This is a genomic window from Brucella daejeonensis, assembly GCF_014199265.1.
GTDB lineage: Bacteria > Pseudomonadota > Alphaproteobacteria > Rhizobiales > Rhizobiaceae > Brucella > Brucella daejeonensis.
Window position 1 is genome coordinate 1 of sequence record NZ_JACIJG010000035.1, and the last position, 18120, is coordinate 18120.

Genomic DNA, 18120 nt, shown 5'->3' on the forward strand with positions numbered 1-18120 from the left:
TGTCGGCGGCCGCCTCGATCAGCGTGGAATCGGAGCGCGTAAGCGCCCGGCTCGCCTCCCCTTTACCCTTCCCTTTGGACGCTACGGCGTCGGCCGTCCGCTTAACCTCGCGCGAGATCAGGCCGCCCAGCAGCTCACCGATGGCCTTGGGGCCGTTGGTCCGATCGTTCATGCGGTTGCCTCCTAATGCGCCTTGAATATTCAAAATGGATGAAAAGACTATTCCGACAATGCTTTAAAGATTGCCATGGAAATGAAGGCCGACCGGCCGGTGCCCATTGCGTCGGCCCGCTCGTCCACCTTGCGCAGCAGTTCCGGGGCAATGGTGATGCTGATTTGCCTCTTGTGGCCCTTCGGCAAGCCCTTCTCATAGGGCGCTGGCTTCTCGGCTTTGGCCCCGGCGTCGGGCGCTCCGGTCAAGAATGCCTCGGTCGCGGCCTCTTTGGCGTCTGTCGCCTTTGCTTTGCGATGAATTGCCATTACGTTTACTCCTGTCGTTCTTTGAATATTCATTGACCGTTAAAAAGCGGTGCCATCAGCGCATTGACTTCGGCAATGGCCTTTGCATCGCGTGGTGTCAGTTCGGACACGGCCAGCCCTGCCCCTCCGGCGTTGCTGAACGCCTTGCGGCGGCGGATCGGGGTCGGCAGGTAGATGAACTGCGGAACCTCGGCCACGGCCGCCGCTGCGTCGGCGTTGTCGGTCGAGTGTTCGCCGGGGTCGGCTTGGTTCATCACAGCGAAGGCTCGCAGGCCGTCGCGAACGCTACGGGCCTCGTCCACCAATGCCGCCATGTCATCGAGCGCCCACACGTCATAGGAGCGCGGGGCGAAGGGCACCAAAAGGGTATCGGCCAGAATGAGCGCAGCGCGTAGTGCGGTCGAGTCGCGGCCGCCCACGTCAATCACGATGTCATCCCATTTCTTGGCCTGCTGTTGCACTTGGGCGCGAAGCTGCGGGCCGTCCGGGTACTGGGCGCAGGCGATGCCCGGTTGCTTCGCGGACTCGGCACGGGCCGCTATGGCGGCCGCTGCCGTGCCCTGCCGATCACCGTCGATCAGCCAAACGTCACGCCCGGCAAGGGCGCGAGAAATGGCGACCTGTACGGCAAGGGTGGTCTTGCCTACCCCGCCCTTGGTGTTTGCTATTGCGATAATCACACTATCACCTCGTTTGAATATTCAAAACATGGGGATAGTGTCGTCTATGCGCGTGATTCCGTCAATCTCTTTTTGACTGATTTTGAATATTCATTTAACCCACACACCGGCCAGCTAGGCACCAAAGGGAAGGGCAGGGGCCTAGCCCCCTGCTGCCGGTTCTGATCCACCGTGGGTCGGTTTGAAAACGAGCCGCAGGCCAAGCGCGTGGGCGACTTTCACCACGGTTGCGAGGCTCGGGTCGCCCTCCACGTCGCGGGCGAGCTGGCTAAGGTTGCGGGCACGGGCCACGTCTCCAAGCGCCGCCGCGATCAGCGCGGGGTCGCCATCCTCCGCCACGGCATCGAGATAGGCCGCAATATCGTCCCCGGTCTTGAGATAATCCGCCGTGTCGTAGCGGCTGAATTGCGCGGCACATAAGGCCCGCTCGTCATCGGTGAGGCCGTCCCACCACGGCCCGGCGCGGCCGAACGCTTCGGCCATCTGGCGCAAGGTAGCGGCCAGTTCGGCCGGGTCGCCGTCGCGGCGTACTTCGGCCAGCAGCTCGGCGGCATAGGCCGGGTCCGCGCGGAACTGCTCGGCCATTGCCTGATCGTGGGATCGGTCTTTCATTTGGTGCTCTCCTCTCTGGTCAGCGCCCGGTAGAGGGTCGCCCGGTGGACGCCCAGCAGGGCGGCCGCCTCGTTTGCGGTGTGCCCGTCTTCGTCAATCAGGCGGCGCGCATAGGCAATTTGCGCGGGACTGAGGGCAGGGCGGCGGCCGAAACGAACGCCCCGCGCTTTGGCCGCTGTGCGTCCGTTGCGGGTGCGCTCCACGATCAGGGACCGCTCAAACTCGGCGATGCCTGCAAACACCGTCAGAACCATGCGCCCGGCCGGGCTGGTCGTATCGGCCCACGGCTCGGCCAGCGACCGCAGGCCCGCACCCTTCGCCTGCAACTGCTCGGCAATGTCCAGCAGGTCGCGGGTGTTGCGGGCGAGGCGGTCAAGCCGCGTCACCGTCACCACGTCGCCCGGCCGAAGGTGGTCCAGCATCCGGGCCAGCTCGGCGCGCTTGCTGTGGGTGCCGGTGATCTTCTCGGCAAAGATGCGGGAACAGCCCGCCGCTTGCAGCTCGGCCCGCTGATTGGTCAGCTCCTGGTCGTCGGTCGAAACCCGCGCATAGCCGATCAGCAGCTTGGGGTCGTTTCCGGTAGGGGGCGAAATGACACCCTAATCTTTTTCACCAATGGGCCAAAGATATTCTCCGGTCAGCAGGATATGCGCCCACCCGAGCGGGGAGGTATGCGCCAGCAGCTCCGGTGGAACGTCGAGCCCTTCATTCCGTCGATTTTCGATGGCACACCCGAGATGTGCGGTATTCCAGTAGATGATGATTGCCGTAAGCAAATTCAGCCCGGCGATCCGGTAATGCTGACCTTCCGTGGTTCGGTCGCGGATTTCCCCTTGGCGTCCAATGCGCAGGGCGTTTTTCAGGGCGTGATGAGCCTCACCTTTGTTGAGGCCGATCTGCGCACGGCGTTGCATATCGGTATCGAGAATCCATTCTATTATAAAGAGAGTGCGCTCAACACGACCAACCTCCCGCAACGCGACCGCCAGATCATTTTGGCGAGGGTAGGAGGCGAGTTTGCGCAACAACTGGCTCGGCTTGATCTTTCCGGCGGCCATTGTAGCGGCGCAGCGAAAGAGATCAGGCCAGTTTGCGACAATCAGTTCTTCGCGGATTTTGCCACCGACCAGACCGCGTAAATCCTTGGGCGTTGTCGCCGGATTGAATACATACAGCCGTTTTGATGGCAGGTCGCGGATACGCAGCACAAGACGATAGCCAAGCATGGCGCTTGTCCCGAACAGATGGTCGGTAAACCCCGCAGTATCGGCATATTGTTCGCCGATCTGGCGGCCTGCTTCATTCATCAGCAGGCCGTCGAGAATGTATGGCGCTTCGCTGACCGTCGCGGGAATTGTCTGTGAGGCGAAAGGCGCAAACTGGTCATTGACGTGGGTATAGGCTTTCAGCCCAGGCTCGTTGCCATACTTGGCATTGACCAAGTTCATGGCCTCACCCTGCCGCGCGGACGGGAAGAACTGGCCGTCGCTTGATGCCGTCGTTCCCATGCCCCAGACGCGGGACATGGGAAGCTTGCCCTGTGCAGTTACGACTATCGCCAGCGCCTGATCTAGGGCCTCGCTTTCGACATGCCAGCGTGCAAGGCGCGAGAGCTGCCAGTAGTCGTGCGTGTTGGAGGCCTCTGCCATTTTCCGAAGGCCAAGATTCAGTCCTTCGGCAAGCAGGACGTTCAGCAAGCCAATCTGGTCGCTGCATGGCGCTCCAGTTCTCAGATGAGGAAAGGCATCAGAGAAACCAACCGCAGCGTCAACCTCCAACAGAATGTCGGTGATCCGTACGGGCGGCATCCGACGATAAAGATCCAGAACCAGTTCCTCGGCATTTTCAGGTACGTCGGCGATCAGCCTGTCGATCCGTAACACCCCATCTTCAATACTACCGTGAGGAATGGCACCATCGCGAGCAGCACGGGCCAGACGCTTCAGTCCGTCAGAAAGGCGGATTTTACGGTCGGCAAGCCAAGCGTGAGGATCGATTGGAACCGCCATTCTCGCGTTTGTCTGTGCCGAAGCCATTGGGACAAGAACCTGCTTGAGATCGCCGTAGCGGCGGGAATGATCCAGCCAAACATCACCGGATCGGAAGCCGTCCCGAAGGTGAAACAGGACTGCGATTTCCCATAGACGATTGTCGCCCTGATCTCGTGCACGCAGATATCGATGCCATTTCGAATTCGGTCGCAGGAAGGAAGTAGCCGGCGTCGTTGGGGCGCCTGTTACGCCAATCACGTGTGCGGCGGCAATCAATGCCTCGGCGACAGGCGCGGATTTGAGCTTCAGACATCGTAACATTCGTGGCGCGTATCGACGGAAGCGATGATACCCTTGCCCGACATGCGCCAAAGGTTCATCCGCCAAGGTGCTGGTAAGTTGCGTCCCTGCCGCGACCAGTTGTTCAAGTCGCTGCCATTCGGTCGATCGTGCCAAGACATCGTCCAACGGGATGCCGTCATCATGTGCTTCCAGCAGAGACGCCCCCAACGCGGTGAATGCGCGAAGCGTATCAGTGACCGCCGTCTTGGAATTGGCAATCCGTTCGTCATGAAGCCGCTTCGCCTCGCGCCAGGTTTTTCCGACGATGCGATCGTGGGTTTCCACAATGGCATCGGCAATCGCCGCTTCCCATTCGACGGCACAGACTGCTAGGATCGCCCACCGCCGATCGGAACTGATGTCGCGAAGGCCGTCCGTGAAGTAGCGCTCTCCTTGTCGGCGTAGACGCGCAACCCTATGTGCCGGAATGTCTGCTAGGATTTCGAGGTCAATTTCCAGAGCGCGCAGAAACTCTAGGCGATCAAGTAGGCGATTTGCCGAGGCGGAATTGCTGCCAACTTCGAACTGGCGGAGCCAGATGAAGCGGCTAATGTTTCCATTCGTCATCTCGGTCAAGAGCCCATCCAGTCGCTCACGAACGCCAATGTCGAGTCGATCAGCAATTCGTGTCTCGATCCGCCGTTCAGCGGCGACAAGCGCATCGGCGCACAATCGCTCGATCGTCGTCACCGCAGGCAGGATAGTCATCGTATTTCGGCATTGCATAACGAAACGCTGCGCCAAATCCTCGTTCGACCGGGCATCTTCTGCCTGCTCAAAAAGCCAGTCTCGCAGATCACGTGCGCCACGGCCCGCAAATGCCTTGTAGCCATAAATCTCACGCAGGGCTTCCATATGCTGCTGGCGAGTTTGACGGCGGGCGGCATAGGTAATCAGCGCATCTGCCGCAATGCCAAGCTGCGCGCCGATAAATGATAGAATTTCGCGCGGGATCAACTCGCCTGATGCCAAGGAACGACCGGGATAACGCAAGGCGCAAAGTTGTAGGGCGAAACCGAGCCTGTTTTCCGGTCTGCGCCGTTCCCGGATATGCTCAAGGTCATCATCAGCGAGCGTGTAGTGTCGGAGCAGCGACAGTTCATCAGTTGGCAGATCGAACAGTACCGAGCGTTGTCGCTCGGTCAGAATATGTCGCCTTGGCATGAACAATTGTCCCTATTGAAGTATACTCTGTTTTGGACAACAATCAGCCCATACAAATCAAGGCCTTCCGGCACCAAAATCCACGAGGGTTCAATTGGGACAGCACGCCGCTATTTACTGTCGCGTTTCAACCGCCGATCAGTCATGCGAGCGGCAGGAGCATGACCTGACTGCTTTCGCTGATCGAGCTGGATATGAGGTTGCCGCGATATTCAAGGAGACCGGTTCCGGCACGAAGCTCGACCGTGCCGAACGACGCAAAGTTATGGCGCTGGCGCAAGCTCGCAAGATTGACGCGGTGCTTGTTACTGAACTTTCCCGATGGGGTCGCTCGACTATCGACCTTCTCAACACGCTGCGCGAGTTGGAGGGTTGGAAGGTCTCGGTTATAGCGATGAGTGGCATGACCTTCGATTTATCCTCACCGCACGGCCGAATGCTCGCAACCTTCCTGTCCGGGATTGCTGAATTCGAACGCGACCTCATTAGCGAGCGCGTAAAGTCCGGCCTCGCCGCGGCAAGAGCGCGGGGAAAGCAACTGGGCCGCCGGATGGGGCAGCGTCCCAAGTCGGATCGCCTTGCTCCAAAGGTCCTCGCTCTAATTTCCGAAGGAAGGAGCTACCGCTGGATCGCCCGTGACCTCGGCATCAGCAAGAATACTGTCGCGAATGTTGTGCAACGACATCGGGCGACTGAGCCGGATCGAAGACGATCAGAGCGATAGCTTCACCGATGATGGAAAAGTCCGGTCGACGGGTCCGCGGTTCTATAGGGCGAAGCGTTGCGGTTTCGGCAGCACTGCACCTACTGGCCAGTTGTATACGCCAAGTCCTTGTTGTGACGCAAGCAATGGCATAATTGTGGAAGAGGCGGATATCCGCGAACCAAACTGCGCAGGGCTGTAAACACGAAGTTCAGACTTGTACGTTTGGTTGCACGGCGTCATTTGGAAAGCCGACAAATCGGATAAATGCCACTTCTGCCCCGAATATAATTGGTTTTGGAGATTAAATGATCAGAACATTGATATTGGCTGCATCGCTTGCGGTCCTTACTGTACCAGCCCTGGCTCAGGGCGACGAAAACAATCGCGCAGGTCGTTACGAAAGCGAAGGTGGAGCGTCTCTCATTGTGGACCTGACGCATAAGTCAGGCAATGAGTATTCTGCCGCTATTGCGACGGCGGACAAAATGACCGATACGTTACCAGGTTGTGGTGGAAGTCTGAAAGGCGACGTCACCATTACAGGTGCCAGCGCGACCATGTCGATACCCAATGAAGGGTTCATTGAAAGCAAAAAAGAATCCCTGCAGAATAGCCGTTTTTGCAAGGTGAATTTTAAGTTCATGGATCAATACACGTTGAAGCTGGAAGAAGTTTCCGGTTGCTCTTACTACCATGGCGCCAGCTGCGATTTTAATGGCACCGTCGTGCATGAAGCGAGCGGAATTTAGCCGAGGCCTACAAATCGGCCACAAACCAGAACTTTAGAGGTTAAAAAGGAAAATGGCGTCTGCCGCATGGACAGTCGCCATTTTTGCTTAGGTGCCAGTCTTACAAAAAATCCGATTACGGGCCGACCGCCCTGGCCGACATGGTGATCGCGAAGTACTGATCGCGCTTGCTTTTCTCAACGGTTGACAATTGGGCTATACCGTAATCGGCGAACGGCCCCTGCTCAAAGTTGGGATAATACCCTTTCCAGAAATAGCGCTGCTGCTTATCATCGGTACGCATCTTTTGCCCAGACAAGCCCGCGACAAAGCGGGTGTCGTCTTCGCGGTCGCGTGCCTTGAGCGCGAGGCGAGCCTCGGTCAATTGCCAGTGACACACGCCACGCCCATAATAATCCTCGTCCAGAATCATATCGGTATACACTATGCCGACATATTCGGTTGCCGAAACAGCCGAAAGGCGGAATGGTTCGTGGCTCGAGATAACGGGTACGTTGCCTGCCAGCCAGCGGCTCTTACCACAGCGGGCCGCATTGCTGACATCGAACTGCACGGTACCTTCTACCGTTGCAAACCGCGCGCCGCCTTGGTCCGCAGGCGAGATATCGGAAACATTTTCAAGTTTCATGCGGATTTCATAAGCGCGCTTCGGGTTCGGATTGAGTTTGCGCAAAGGAGGCTTGGAACCGCTGACTTTGGTATCAGGGATTTTCTGCCCTGCTGCATAGCCTAGATCACCAGAGTCGATAGCGAAAAAGATCAGCGCTAGAAACAATCTGGGTAATTTGAAAACAAAAAGTGAGCGAAAGGTACGATTCAATTTCGATCTTGCCTGTATGTGAAAACTTATCATCTGGCCCTTGATTAACACGTCATCTATTAGACCGAAATAATCTTTCTGCCTTGCGCGTCCGAAGATACCGTCCATCTCGGCCGTGCCGTCACCGAACGACGAATGCCGGTCTTGATGTCCCGCCAGACCTTCTAGCCCACATCTCTCCTTTGATCTGGGCGCACATCCTGCTGACCGGTGAATATCACTGGCCCACGGAGTTAAATCCTTAGGGTGTCATTTCGCCCCCTACCGGAACCGACCCCAGCTTGCCGCTCATCAGGTCGAGCGTGCCGGGGTCGTCTTTGTGTCGTGCCATATGTCCGCCTGTACGTCGCAAATGTTGTCGCACATTATAGAATATAAGCGACAATATTTTGCAACACGAAAAGGCCCAGCTTTTCCGGCCTGCGGCAGCCGTCGCAAAACTTAGGACTTATGCAACGCGCGGCGCGCTGCCGGGTTTTTTTGGATTGTGCAATCCAATCGTGGACACATGGGTAATGCTTCGGTATATACTCGGTATTACCGATAGACAGGAGGCCCGTTATGTCAACGAAAGCCGTTTTCACGATGAAGCTGGAACCAGAGCTGCGCGACACGTTCATGGCAGAAGCCGCCGCCGATGACCGGCCAGCAGCGCAGGTCGTGCGCGAGCTGATGCGCGACTACATCAACCAACGCCGCGAGGCGCGGGAGTACGACGAATTTTTGCGCCGCAAGGTCGAGGTTGCGCGCAGGCAGCGTGATGCTGGCCTGCACGTCTCAAATGAGGAAGTGGAAGCCGATGCGGCCGCCCGCCGTGTGGACCTGCTACGCCGCGCCGGAGAGGCTGGATTGTGAAAGTCCGCTGGATAGCTGCGGCGAGACAGGACCGGGCCGACATCGTGGATTACATCGCGGTCGAAAACCCACGGGCGGCGCTCAAGATGGACGATCTTTTCAGTGAAGCGGCCCAAAGGCTGGGAAAGTTTCCCATGCTCGGCCGCATTGGGAAAGTTCCGGGCACTCGCGAGCTGATCCCCCACGAAAACTACCGGCTCGTCTATGAAGTGGACGAAGCGACGGACACGGTTTGGGTGATGGCCCTCATGCACACCGCCCGCCAGTGGCCGCCCGTAAGGGAGGACCGATAAAAAAACGCCACAGGGCGAACCCTGCGGCGTTTTTGCGATAGACGCGAGCAACGTCATCAACCGCCAAGAATAGATCAATACGGCCAGAAACGCCACGCTAGCAGACACGCACAAACCAGCACGACAAGCGCAATAACGATTTCTAGCGGGCGGCTGCCCGGCTCTCTGCCCCCGCAACGGGGGCAACGTCGCGCGGTGACGTGGATCGGGCCATGTTTGCAGTAGCGGCAGCGCACCATCTTCATACAGGCATCACCGCTCTATCTCTTGGTCATGGCCGGGGCTGCTGAACGCCCGTTCGACCTCGGCTATAGCCGCCGCACGCGCCGGGTCTTCCTCCACCACATCGGCCGTCTGCGCGGCCTCCGACATGCCGGTGAACTGGACGGCCTCGGCCTCGATCTCGGCCGCTTTAAGCTGGGCCTCGCTCTCATGGCCGTAGCTTTCCCCGGCAAAAGCCTGTTCGACCTCGGCTATGGCCGCCGCGCGCACCGGGTCTTCTTCCACCACCTCGGCCGTCTGTACCTCGTCATAGCCTGCGGCTTCCCCGCCGCCTGCCAGCTCCGGCGCGTCTGCCTCGCGCTCCTGCGCAACCTCGCCCGACTCCCGCGGCGTATAGACCCGGCTGGGGTCGGTCACGTCGCGTTCCTCGACGACTTCCACGCGCTCGGCCGTGGATTCACGTTTCGCCAGCTTGGCCTCTGACCGTTCCCGATAGCCCTGCTCGTATTCGGCTAGCCGCTCGGTGTCGGCCTTGTTCCAGCCGCCCGGCGCTGCGTCCGGGGTGGTCCATCCGGTGTTTTCTTTGGTGTCGCTCATAGCGGTATCTCCCGTTGTTACAGCTCAATTCCACGATCACGTTTGCGACCGTGGCCCATTGCTTTCTCAACCTCGGCGCGGGCTTTATCCCGCTCCGACATGCCCGGTTCCTGCTGCTGCGGCGCTGGCCGTTCAACCTTGCCGCCGCCCAAAGCCCGTTCGACCTCGGCACGGGCCGCCGCACGGGCGGCGTCCTCCGGCGTTGGTTCTGGCCGCGCCTGCGGCTGCTGGCCCTGCAATCCGGCAATCACGTCGGCCTGCGCCTGCGCGTTGATTTTCGCGGCCATGTGGGCCGGGTTATGTCCGGCCGCCTGTGCGTCTTCGGCAAGCTGCAAGCGGCGTTCTGCAATCTGAATGTCCAGCCCGTCACCTGCCTGCCGCGCCTGCTCCACGCCCTTGCGGTACACGTCCAGCGGATCGACCTGGCGCACGGGCTGGCCGCCACCGAAAGCCCGCTCGACCTCGGCTATGGCCGCTGCGCGCGCGGCGTCCTCCGGCGTCAGCTCTGGCCGCGCCTGCGGCTCGCGCAGGGCCGCAATGTCTTCCGGGGTGGCCTGTTCCATGCCGGGCACGTCGCGGCGGATTCCGGCGCGTTCCAGTACGCGGGAAAGGGCTTTTTCGGCCCGGTCGGCAAGCCCGGCCAGCTTCTCGCGGCCGCGCTCGACCCACTGGCGCACAACGCCCGCACCGTCGAAATCGCGCTGCTCGGCAAAGCCATAGGCGCTTTCGGCAAAGTCCAGCGTGCTCGCCTTCGGCTGCTGACGGCCCAGCCGTTCGGCCAGTTTCGTATAGGCCAGCTCGGCGCTGCCGTTAACCTGCCAGTGATTGCGCTCGGCAATCCCTCCGTCCGGGAGCTGCACGGTTTCGCTGCCGGTGTGCTCAAGGCCAATCCGGTCGCCCAACTGTGCGCCAGATTCGGCAACGGCCCGCGCCAGATCCACGCCCCAGACGGTGCGCTGCTTGCCGCTGTCCGATTCCAGCGTCACGAAATAGCTCTGGCTGTTCGCCGGGTCGTTCTCATAAGGGGCGGCGCCGTGGGCCACCAGTCGCCCGGAACGGCGATCGGTGAAGTCTTCGGCCCCGGCGTACAGCGTCGCGCTGTCGCGGTGCCGCGTCATGCCGACATAGGCCAGATTGCGGTCCATGCCGCCCGTCGCCAGCACATAGGCACGGTCTACGGTAACGCCCTGTGATTTGTGGATGGTGACGGCATAACCGTGGTCAACGTGGCCGTAGGTGCCCGCGTCAAAGTCCACCTCCCGGCCACTGTCCAGACGAACCGACAAGCGGCCTTCTTCGGCCTTTTCGACGGTGCCAAGGGTTCCGTTTTTCACGCCTAGCGCGCTGTCGTTCTTGAGGAACACAAGGCGGTCGCCCTCGGCAAAGCTGCGCGCCCCGCGTTCGGTCAGGAACTCGGTTTCAGCGCCCAGCTCGCCGGACGCTTTAAGCGCCGTTCGCACGGTATTGTTAAGGCTCGCCACGTCCTTGTTCGTGTGGGCCAGAATGATGCTGGTCCCGCCTTTCTCTCGGTCGGCCAGCCAGTCGGCCGCAAGGGCTGTGCGGGCTTCCTCTCGGGTGTCCTCGATCCGCACATGGCCGCGCTCATGATAGGCGTCCAGACCGGTGCGGACGTCACCGCGCGCCAGCTCTGTGCTGGCCTCCCGCGCCCAGCTTTCCGTCTGGCGGCGAATCTGCGTGATTTCGGCAGCGCCGACACGTTCGGTAATGGCCCGGAAACCGGCCCCGGCCTCGATGGCGGCAAGCTGCTTGTCATCGCCCAGCATGACGACTTTTGCGCCTGCCTTCTCGGCCGCTTCGAGCACCCGACCAAGCTGCCGACTGCCAACCATGCCCGCCTCGTCTATTACCAGAACGTCACGCGCGGTCAGCATGTCCACGCCCCGATTCCACGATGCTTCAAGGCTGTGAATCGTGCGGCTGTCGATGCCACTCCCGGCCTGCAATTCATCGGCCGCCTTACCGGCCAGCGCGCACCCACGGACGCGGAAGCCTTCGGCCTCCCATGCCTCTTTCGCCACGCGCATTGCGAAGGATTTTCCGGTGCCTGCATCCCCGATAATGACGGACAAGCGGCCCTCTCCGGTAACGTGCTCAACAGCGGCGCGTTGCTCGTCCGAAAGGGTATCGTAGCGGCCAACGGTGCGGGCTATCGTGCCCGCCGCAACACCGTGCGATTCCGCCCCGGCCAGACGCTCGGCGCTGTCAATCATCGCCCGTTCCGTCATGACCATTTCGCGGGTCGTGAACTTGGCCGGAACCGTACGGCGGCCGTCTGTCATTTCTGGCGCAAGCTGTACCAGCTCCGTCGCGCTCTCCAGACGGGCCATGATGTTCTGGAATTGCTGGGGATCGTCTATGTACCGGTTAAGCTCGCGCGCCATGTCCCTGCGGTCAAAAACGGCCTGCGTGGTGGTGATTTTATCGAGGATGAGCGACGGATTAGCCTCTATCTTCTCGGCGTTCTCGGCGCGTGTCTCGGCGTGAATTTCCAGCCGCTCGGCATCCATGCCCTTGCGGTCCATCGCCACGGCAGAAACGCCAATATGCTTGGTCGGCGTCAGGTCAACGCCTTGCTCTTTATAACTGCGATGGTCCACGCGCTCGACGTGCCCGGCACGCTCCAGCGCATCATTACAAAGTGCGCCCCATAAGGCGCGGGTTTCCTTGAGATCGTCGGTCCGCTTGCGCCCGGCTTTTTCAATTTCTGCCTTGCCCTCTAACCCATCTTTTCCCATCACGCGCGTCGTTGTCAGAATGTGTGCGTGATAGTTCTTGTCGTTGCCGTCGCGGCTCGGCTCATGCAGACAAACATCAACCGCCACGCCGTGGCGATCTGACAGCTCTTTGGCGAACGTCAGCGCAAGCTCGCGCCGTTGTTCGTGCGTCAACTCATGCGGCAAGGCCACCTCATATTCACGCGCCACGCAAGCATCCTTGCGGCGCTCGGCAGCCTCGGCGGCGTTCCATAGCTGGTTGCGGTCTTTGGCCCACTCCGGCGCACCTTCCGGCAGCACGATATCGGCGGACAGGACGCCGCCCTTTTTGGTGTAGTCGAACACCTCGCCGGTGCGATTGTCGGTCAGCAATTCACCGGCGCGATAAGCGGCCGCACCCGGCGCGCTGCGCCCGGTGCTGCGGGATACCGCTTTAACGCTGCAATGGTAGATTGCCATAGCTTCCTTTTGGTGCCCTTAGGGGTACAGGGGGAACCCCTGTCGCACGAGTTGGCGAAGCCAACTCCTAAGTGCGCCCTTCACATTCGTTTCGGGAATTGTCGCGCGCCCTACCCCTTGCGTCAAGTTTTAGATTATGCTTGGCCTGCAACAGTTTGATTGACACCAAAAAGGAGAAACGAAGATGGCTAAGCCCACTCTCAAAGAACGCCGTGCCAAGGCACTGGCAGAAGTCGAAGCGGCAAAAAGCAAGCTGGCTCAACTTGAAACCGCTGCGGCTGAACGTATCGGCCGTTTAGCCCTCAAGGCCGGGCTGGTTGATTTGGACCTGAGCGACGAGCAGCTTAGTGCGGAGTTCGACGCTATCGCGTCTAAGTTTCGCAACCGCCCGGCGGTCGCCAGTGGCACGAACCAGACAACAACTAGCGAGGGCTGAAATGGCCCTTTCCAGAACACGCGAGCAGCTACGTAAGGAGGACACAAGGCACAAAATTGAGCTGGGCGGATTGGTCGTCAAAGCCGGGTTAGGCGATGAAGACCGAGCCGTCATATTGGGCGCGTTGACGGAAGCAATGAACGCCCTGCAAGGCCCGAACGGTCCCGCCGAAAGGAGGCGATTACAGGAGATCGGAAGCCGGGTATTTACAACGGGAGAATAAACTATGAAATGCTACATTCTGGCGCTTGCTCTGGCCCTTCCTTGGGCCACCGCGAACGCGCAAGGTATGGCACCAGAAACATGCCAAGATACATTTGTTGAATCCATCCGTCAGGCAGCCGCTGCGCGCGACGCTGATGCTCTCCACAAGTTGTACGATCAGACCGATATCCGCGAGTACGCGAAAGCCAGCGATGAGCGGCTGGATGCGCGGTTTATCAATGAGCCGACATGCGCCAATATCCAGCATACCGTGCAGGAAATTAAGACGCTATGGAAGTCGCTGGATGAGGTCGAAAGTGCCGAGAGAACGGAACAGCAGCAGCGACAGGCCGAGAACCTTTTGAACGGCGCGCAGGCGCAAATTTTGAGCCGCAACCGTTCGCAGGTTATTGCTGGAATGGAAACGGTGAAAACCTACCTTCTGGACACCGAGCGCGCCTTTGTTGGCAAGGGTCTTGCCGCCTGCTTTACGGCGGGCGGAAGCGTCCAGAATGTGCAGCAAGCATGTGACCCGGTTCCGCATTTCAAGCGGGCCATTGACCGGGAATTTAATCGCCTTAACTGGCCCGTCGCGGCGTCCCCAAGCGCCGCTTATGCATGGTTGATAGACCAGTATAAAAACGGTCCGCAAAGCATCCAGAAGCCCATTGAAAACTTCCTGCAACTGAACGTGACCGACCTGCGCGCGGAAGACTTTGGCGGACGTGTTGCGCAATTGCAGGGCAAGGAACGGGCGGTGCAGGCTCAACAGGCCCGAACCGTAGCCCGTGAGACGCGGAAGGAACACGACGCGACGGTGATCGGCAACATCACGTCGATGGGCGACCGGCTCAAGGAATCGCTGTGGAATATTCTCGGTGGTCTTCTGCTCGTTTTCCTGTTCCCGGTGGTCTTTGCCATCCCGATTGTCGGCCCGCTGATCCGTGTGTTCATGCCCGCCGAAAAAGCGGCCCGTGGCCTGTTTCTGCTTTGGGTGACAACGCTGCCGTTTTACGCGGCCTATGTCGTGCTCGGCGGCTTCATCGCGCCACTGGCGGCGATGGTGCCGGGCTGGTTCCGCCTGCCCCTGCTTCTGCTGCTTTTCGTCCCGGCCTGCGTTCTGGTGCAGCGGTCCCGGTGGTATGCGGCGTTGTATGCCCGTTTACCGGCTCGCCTGCGCGGCATTGCGGCCGCTCCAAGGGGCACACAGGCCGCCGCGCCTGCGCCCTCGAATGGTCTGCATGGGTCCGCACACTGGACGACAACGGAACAGGCAATTCAGAAGGGCCATTATCAGCCGGTCGGGCACGTTCTGGCTGACAGCCACGGCTTTGCTTTGGGTCGCCCGCTCGATGCCGATAACAAGGCCATGCAGGGCTACGATGCCCGGTTCCGCTACATGGGCCATGTGCTGACCATTGCCCCCAACGGCTCCGGTAAGGGTATCGGCTCGGTCATCCCGAACCTGCTGGACTATCCCGGCTCTACGGTGGTGCTCGACGTGAAGGGCGAGAACTACGCCGCAACGGCCCGATTCCGCCGCGAACAGCTCGGTCATGACGTCTATCTGGTGGACCCGTTCGGCGTCACCGGCCAGCCGTCGCACCGGTTCAACTGGATTGACCGCCTCGACCCGGACAGCCCGGCCGTGGTGGAGGAAGCCGGGGCATTGGCTGACCTGATGATTGTCTCGGAGGGCCACGCGTCCGATGCGTCGGCGCACTTCAATGAAACGGCCAAAATCTTCCTGCGCGGCCTGCTGGTTCACGTCGCTACGCTGGCCCCGGCCAGCCGCAACATGAGCGAGGTTCGCCGCCTGCTGTCGCTTGGCGAGGACGAAACCAAGGCGCTGCTGGCCGATATGATCACGAACACGCGCGGTTTTGACCTGCCGCCCCGTGCCGCGCGGGCCTTCATGAATACCCCGGACAAGGAACGCGGCTCGCTGCGCTCCACGCTGAACCGGCATCTGGCCTTCCTCGATGATCCGCGCCTGATTTCGACGCTGGCCGCCACGGATTTTGCCTTTGATGACCTCAAGCGCAAGCCGATGACGGTCTATCTGGTGATGCCGCCCCACTCGCTGCACGCTTACCGGGGCTATGTGCGCGGCTTCTTCGGTCAGGCCATCATGTCGGTTCTGGCAACCGGGTTGCAGAAGCCGGGCGATCTGCGCGTGCTGTTCCTGCTCGATGAGTTCGCCCAGCTCGGCCACATGAGCATCATTGCCGAAAAGCTCTCGGTCATCCGGGGTTATGGCGCGGCCATGTGGTTCATCCTGCAAAACCTCGGCCAGCTCAAGGAAACCTATCCGCGCTGGCAGGACTTTTTCGCCAACTGCAACGCCAAACAGTGGTTCGGAACCTCGGACGTGGACACGGCCAAGTACATCAGCGAAAGCCTCGGCAAGCTGACGGTCGAATACAACACGGCCAACAGTTCGTCGGGGTCTTCGTTTGGCTCTGGCGTCAGCTCCAACAGTGGTGCGGGCGTGTCCCAGCAGTTCACCGGCCGGGATCTGCTGACGCCTGACGAAGTGATGCGGCTGCCGAACGATGTGGAGATCGTGCAGGTGCAGGGCGAAGCGCCCTACACGCTGCGCCGCCTCAACTACCTGACGGACCCGGAATATGCGGGCCGGTTTGATTCCGCGTTCCCTGAGCGCGACCGGGCGACGGTCTAGGGGGGGTACGATGGGACTGGCGATCTTTCTGCTTCTCGGCGTGGGCCTGTTCATTGGCCTGCTGATCGGTGTGATTTCTGCCTATGCCGGGTTCTGGCATTGGCTGTTCGACCGACTGGATGCCCGGCAGGCGCGGCGACTGTCCGCAAAACCTGTCCGCAATGATGGCGGAAAGCGTCGCTAATCGGTATCCTGAATGTGTGTCGGCCGGTTGGGCCGGGCCTTTGACTCCCGTTGGGGGTTCTGGTCTGGCCGGCCGGCCTTTTCGTAGATTGGGCCTGTAGCGCGTTTTGAGCGGCTTTCAGACTGGCCCGTGCCTTACCCCCTCCCTTTTCCCTGAAATCGTCTCTTGGCGCGTCCTGCGAAGCCTGACGGTGGTTTGCAGCGTAGAGGGCTGTCGCCCTGATGTATGGGCTGCATGGTCTGCCTCGCCGCTCCGTCTATTACACACCGCTAAAACGCCCTGTATCGCGCTGTGCTGAATTTTCCGCGATTGGCGCTACCTACCCCTTGGTGGTGGTGAAAAAACGCCGCTGCGGGTCATACAGCGCCATTTTGCGACGTGTTTACAGACCGTTAGCCGGTCTTGGCTCTACCCGCCCCTTTTTTTGGTGCCTGATCGTTCTTTGCCCTTCCTCGGCCTGACCAGGTACGAAAGGGGTGGTGGGTAATCCACGGGGTTGCGCTGTACCGCGACGGCTTGCCGTCGCCACAAGCTAACTTGTGAGCGGAGCGAACGCATTTCATGCGGGAGGGGGAGCCGCCGCGAAGCGGTGGGGGAACCCCGCAGGGGTGCCCTATGTGCTTGTTGCAGCAGCTTTTCCACAGATTTGGCCAGCCAATTACAGGTTTAGATTTATAGGATTTTTATTTAAAGGCTTAACCTACCGGTTTAGGGGGGGGGCGATTTATCGGAAAAAGGGGGGGGCGATTTATCGGAAAAAGGGGGGGGCGATTTATCGAATTGGGGGGGGGCGATTTAACGTGGATAAGTGGCGTTATCGACAGGGTATCGACAGGGTTGTACACCGTTTCCGGCCTCCGCTGGCGTTTACGGACACCATGAGACACAAAAACCCCGGTGATTCAATGCCTTGTGCAAGAATCAACGGGGTTTAGGGGGGGCGATTTAACGACACGTTTCCCGGACACTTCAAGAGGTTAGCGTTACTCGGTCGGCCCGCCCTTGTAGGGGATAGGGGGAGCGGAACCAAGCAGCAGGACACCGCCCGTGACCGGCTTCACCTTGGCCTGCGGGTAGACGGCCAGCACCTTCTTGAGAGCTGGCATGAACTCCTTCTTAAAGTCCTTGTCGGGGTCCTTCCCCTTGTATTCCTGCGCGAACTGCTCGCGCAGCGCCTTCCAGTGCAGCGTGACGCCGCGCCCTTCGATGCGGTGCAGCCGGTGGGCAAGCCATGCGTACACGTCGAGCGCCAGCGCCGAGCCTTTCAGGGCCATCAGGGCGCGGTTGTCGAGCGGCACGGCGCTTTGCATCAGTGATGTGAAATAGCCTTCGGACAACACCATCGTGCCCGGCCATAGCGGCCGCTGTTTGGTGTCGCGGTTCGCCAGCCATGCGTCGAACTGCTCAACCGGCTGCCCGTTGAAAGTGCGGCCCTTAAAGCCGAGTTGGAGACGGCAGGCCGCCAGCGCGTGCATCTGCTTGCGCAGGGTCGCATAGCGCGCCCCTTGGTCATCCAAGCCCATCAGGCTAAGGAACTCGGCCGCGCTGTCACCGATCTTGATTTCGCGCTCCTTGTTGCGCACGGCAAAGGTGGATACCCACGCCAGTGCCAGACGCGGCATGACGCCATAGGGGATCGGTTGCAGCACCGGCCCGTTGCCTTCATCCAGATAACCGGCCTGCACATTCACCCACGCGGCCCCGGACTGGCGCATGAACTCACGGCCCTCGACCTTGGCGCGGGGCAAGCCGACCTGACAAAGCACGGCGTGCGTAAACGCCATGTCCTCGCCGGTTGGCAGGCTTGTGGCAATGTCGGCGGCCGCCTCGATCAGCGTGGAATCGGAGCGCGTAAGCGCCCGGCTCGCCTCCCCTTTACCCTTCCCTTTGGACGCTACGGCGTCGGCC

General features: G+C 60.3%; 18 protein-coding genes and 1 pseudogene. 9 read left to right on the top strand and 10 right to left on the bottom strand.

Annotated features, from left to right (window positions below; translation table 11 throughout):
* Nucleotides 1-219: 219 nt before the first annotated feature.
* From FHS76_RS21770 to FHS76_RS21795, 5 genes are all read right to left on the bottom strand, one after another.
* Nucleotides 220-480, bottom strand: a complete 261-nt coding sequence (locus FHS76_RS21770; protein ID WP_183658285.1) for a ribbon-helix-helix domain-containing protein — start codon at nucleotides 478-480, stop codon at nucleotides 220-222.
* 29 nt (nucleotides 481-509) lie between these two features.
* Complete coding sequence (locus FHS76_RS21775; protein WP_183658288.1) at nucleotides 510-1160, bottom strand: AAA family ATPase; 651 nt, start codon at nucleotides 1158-1160, stop codon at nucleotides 510-512.
* Nucleotides 1161-1301: 141 nt separating this feature from the next.
* Nucleotides 1302-1772, bottom strand: a complete 471-nt coding sequence (locus FHS76_RS21780; protein ID WP_445433051.1) for an addiction module antidote protein — start codon at nucleotides 1770-1772, stop codon at nucleotides 1302-1304.
* A complete protein-coding gene (locus FHS76_RS21790; RefSeq protein ID WP_445433052.1) occupies nucleotides 1769-2365 on the bottom strand; it encodes a recombinase family protein in 597 nt (198 codons plus the stop codon). The genes FHS76_RS21780 and FHS76_RS21790 overlap by 4 nt, the downstream gene beginning before the upstream one ends.
* Nucleotides 2366-2371: 6 nt before the next feature.
* A complete protein-coding gene (locus tag FHS76_RS21795) occupies nucleotides 2372-5269 on the bottom strand; it encodes a Tn3 family transposase (protein ID WP_183658291.1) in 2898 nt (965 codons plus the stop codon).
* Between the two features lie 94 nt (nucleotides 5270-5363).
* On the opposite strand from FHS76_RS21795, the gene FHS76_RS21800 reads away from it, so the two are divergent.
* Nucleotides 5364-5993 carry a recombinase family protein gene (locus tag FHS76_RS21800; RefSeq protein ID WP_183658294.1) on the top strand — a complete coding sequence of 210 codons (630 nt, stop codon included), beginning with the start codon at nucleotides 5364-5366 and terminating at the stop codon, nucleotides 5991-5993.
* 287 nt (nucleotides 5994-6280) lie between these two features.
* Nucleotides 6281-6724 carry a hypothetical protein gene (locus FHS76_RS21805; protein ID WP_183658297.1) on the top strand — a complete coding sequence of 148 codons (444 nt, stop codon included), beginning with the start codon at nucleotides 6281-6283 and terminating at the stop codon, nucleotides 6722-6724.
* Nucleotides 6725-6839: 115 nt separating this feature from the next.
* On the opposite strand, the gene FHS76_RS21810 is transcribed toward FHS76_RS21805, so the two are convergent.
* Nucleotides 6840-7652 carry a hypothetical protein gene (locus FHS76_RS21810; protein ID WP_183658300.1) on the bottom strand — a complete coding sequence of 271 codons (813 nt, stop codon included), beginning with the start codon at nucleotides 7650-7652 and terminating at the stop codon, nucleotides 6840-6842.
* Between FHS76_RS21810 and FHS76_RS22955 the strand changes: the two are divergent.
* The 3 genes and pseudogenes from FHS76_RS22955 to FHS76_RS21820 form a co-directional block, all read left to right on the top strand.
* Nucleotides 7641-7789: pseudogene (locus tag FHS76_RS22955) on the top strand (Tn3 family transposase); the annotation flags it as partial. The gene FHS76_RS21810 and the pseudogene FHS76_RS22955 overlap by 12 nt on opposite strands.
* Nucleotides 7790-8105: 316 nt before the next feature.
* A complete protein-coding gene (locus FHS76_RS21815; RefSeq protein ID WP_164498036.1) occupies nucleotides 8106-8399 on the top strand; it encodes an antitoxin of toxin-antitoxin stability system in 294 nt (97 codons plus the stop codon).
* Nucleotides 8396-8692 carry a type II toxin-antitoxin system RelE/ParE family toxin gene (locus FHS76_RS21820; RefSeq protein ID WP_183658302.1) on the top strand — a complete coding sequence of 99 codons (297 nt, stop codon included), beginning with the start codon at nucleotides 8396-8398 and terminating at the stop codon, nucleotides 8690-8692. The genes FHS76_RS21815 and FHS76_RS21820 overlap by 4 nt, the downstream gene beginning before the upstream one ends.
* 252 nt (nucleotides 8693-8944) lie before the next feature.
* On the opposite strand, the gene FHS76_RS21825 is transcribed toward FHS76_RS21820, so the two are convergent.
* Genes FHS76_RS21825 through FHS76_RS22960 form a run of 3 tightly spaced genes read right to left on the bottom strand, consistent with a single transcriptional unit; the run spans nucleotide 8945 to nucleotide 12831 of the window.
* Nucleotides 8945-9511 (bottom strand): hypothetical protein, encoded by a 567-nt coding sequence (locus FHS76_RS21825; protein ID WP_183658305.1) that lies wholly within the window; start codon nucleotides 9509-9511, stop codon nucleotides 8945-8947.
* Between the two features lie 17 nt (nucleotides 9512-9528).
* Nucleotides 9529-12705, bottom strand: a complete 3177-nt coding sequence (traA, locus tag FHS76_RS21830) for a Ti-type conjugative transfer relaxase TraA (RefSeq protein WP_183658308.1) — start codon at nucleotides 12703-12705, stop codon at nucleotides 9529-9531.
* An 18-nt stretch (nucleotides 12706-12723) separates the two neighbouring features.
* Nucleotides 12724-12831 (bottom strand): RAMP superfamily CRISPR-associated protein, encoded by a 108-nt coding sequence (locus tag FHS76_RS22960; protein WP_374828661.1) that lies wholly within the window; start codon nucleotides 12829-12831, stop codon nucleotides 12724-12726.
* Between the two features lie 58 nt (nucleotides 12832-12889).
* On the opposite strand from FHS76_RS22960, the gene FHS76_RS21835 reads away from it, so the two are divergent.
* Genes FHS76_RS21835 through FHS76_RS21850 form a run of 4 tightly spaced genes read left to right on the top strand, consistent with a single transcriptional unit; the run spans nucleotide 12890 to nucleotide 16212 of the window.
* A complete protein-coding gene (locus tag FHS76_RS21835; protein ID WP_183658311.1) occupies nucleotides 12890-13141 on the top strand; it encodes a TraC family protein in 252 nt (83 codons plus the stop codon).
* A gap of 1 nt (nucleotide 13142) precedes the next feature.
* Nucleotides 13143-13364 carry a conjugal transfer protein TraD gene (locus FHS76_RS21840; protein WP_004167351.1) on the top strand — a complete coding sequence of 74 codons (222 nt, stop codon included), beginning with the start codon at nucleotides 13143-13145 and terminating at the stop codon, nucleotides 13362-13364.
* Nucleotides 13365-13367: 3 nt separating this feature from the next.
* Nucleotides 13368-16028: a type IV secretory system conjugative DNA transfer family protein gene (locus tag FHS76_RS22485; protein ID WP_210306203.1), complete on the top strand. Its 2661-nt coding sequence runs from the start codon at nucleotides 13368-13370 to the stop codon at nucleotides 16026-16028.
* 10 nt (nucleotides 16029-16038) lie between these two features.
* Nucleotides 16039-16212 carry a hypothetical protein gene (locus tag FHS76_RS21850; protein WP_157834427.1) on the top strand — a complete coding sequence of 58 codons (174 nt, stop codon included), beginning with the start codon at nucleotides 16039-16041 and terminating at the stop codon, nucleotides 16210-16212.
* A 983-nt stretch (nucleotides 16213-17195) separates the two neighbouring features.
* On the opposite strand, the gene FHS76_RS21855 is transcribed toward FHS76_RS21850, so the two are convergent.
* A partial coding sequence (locus FHS76_RS21855) for a replication protein RepA (protein ID WP_183658314.1) occupies nucleotides 17196-18120 on the bottom strand: 925 nt, incomplete at its 5' end.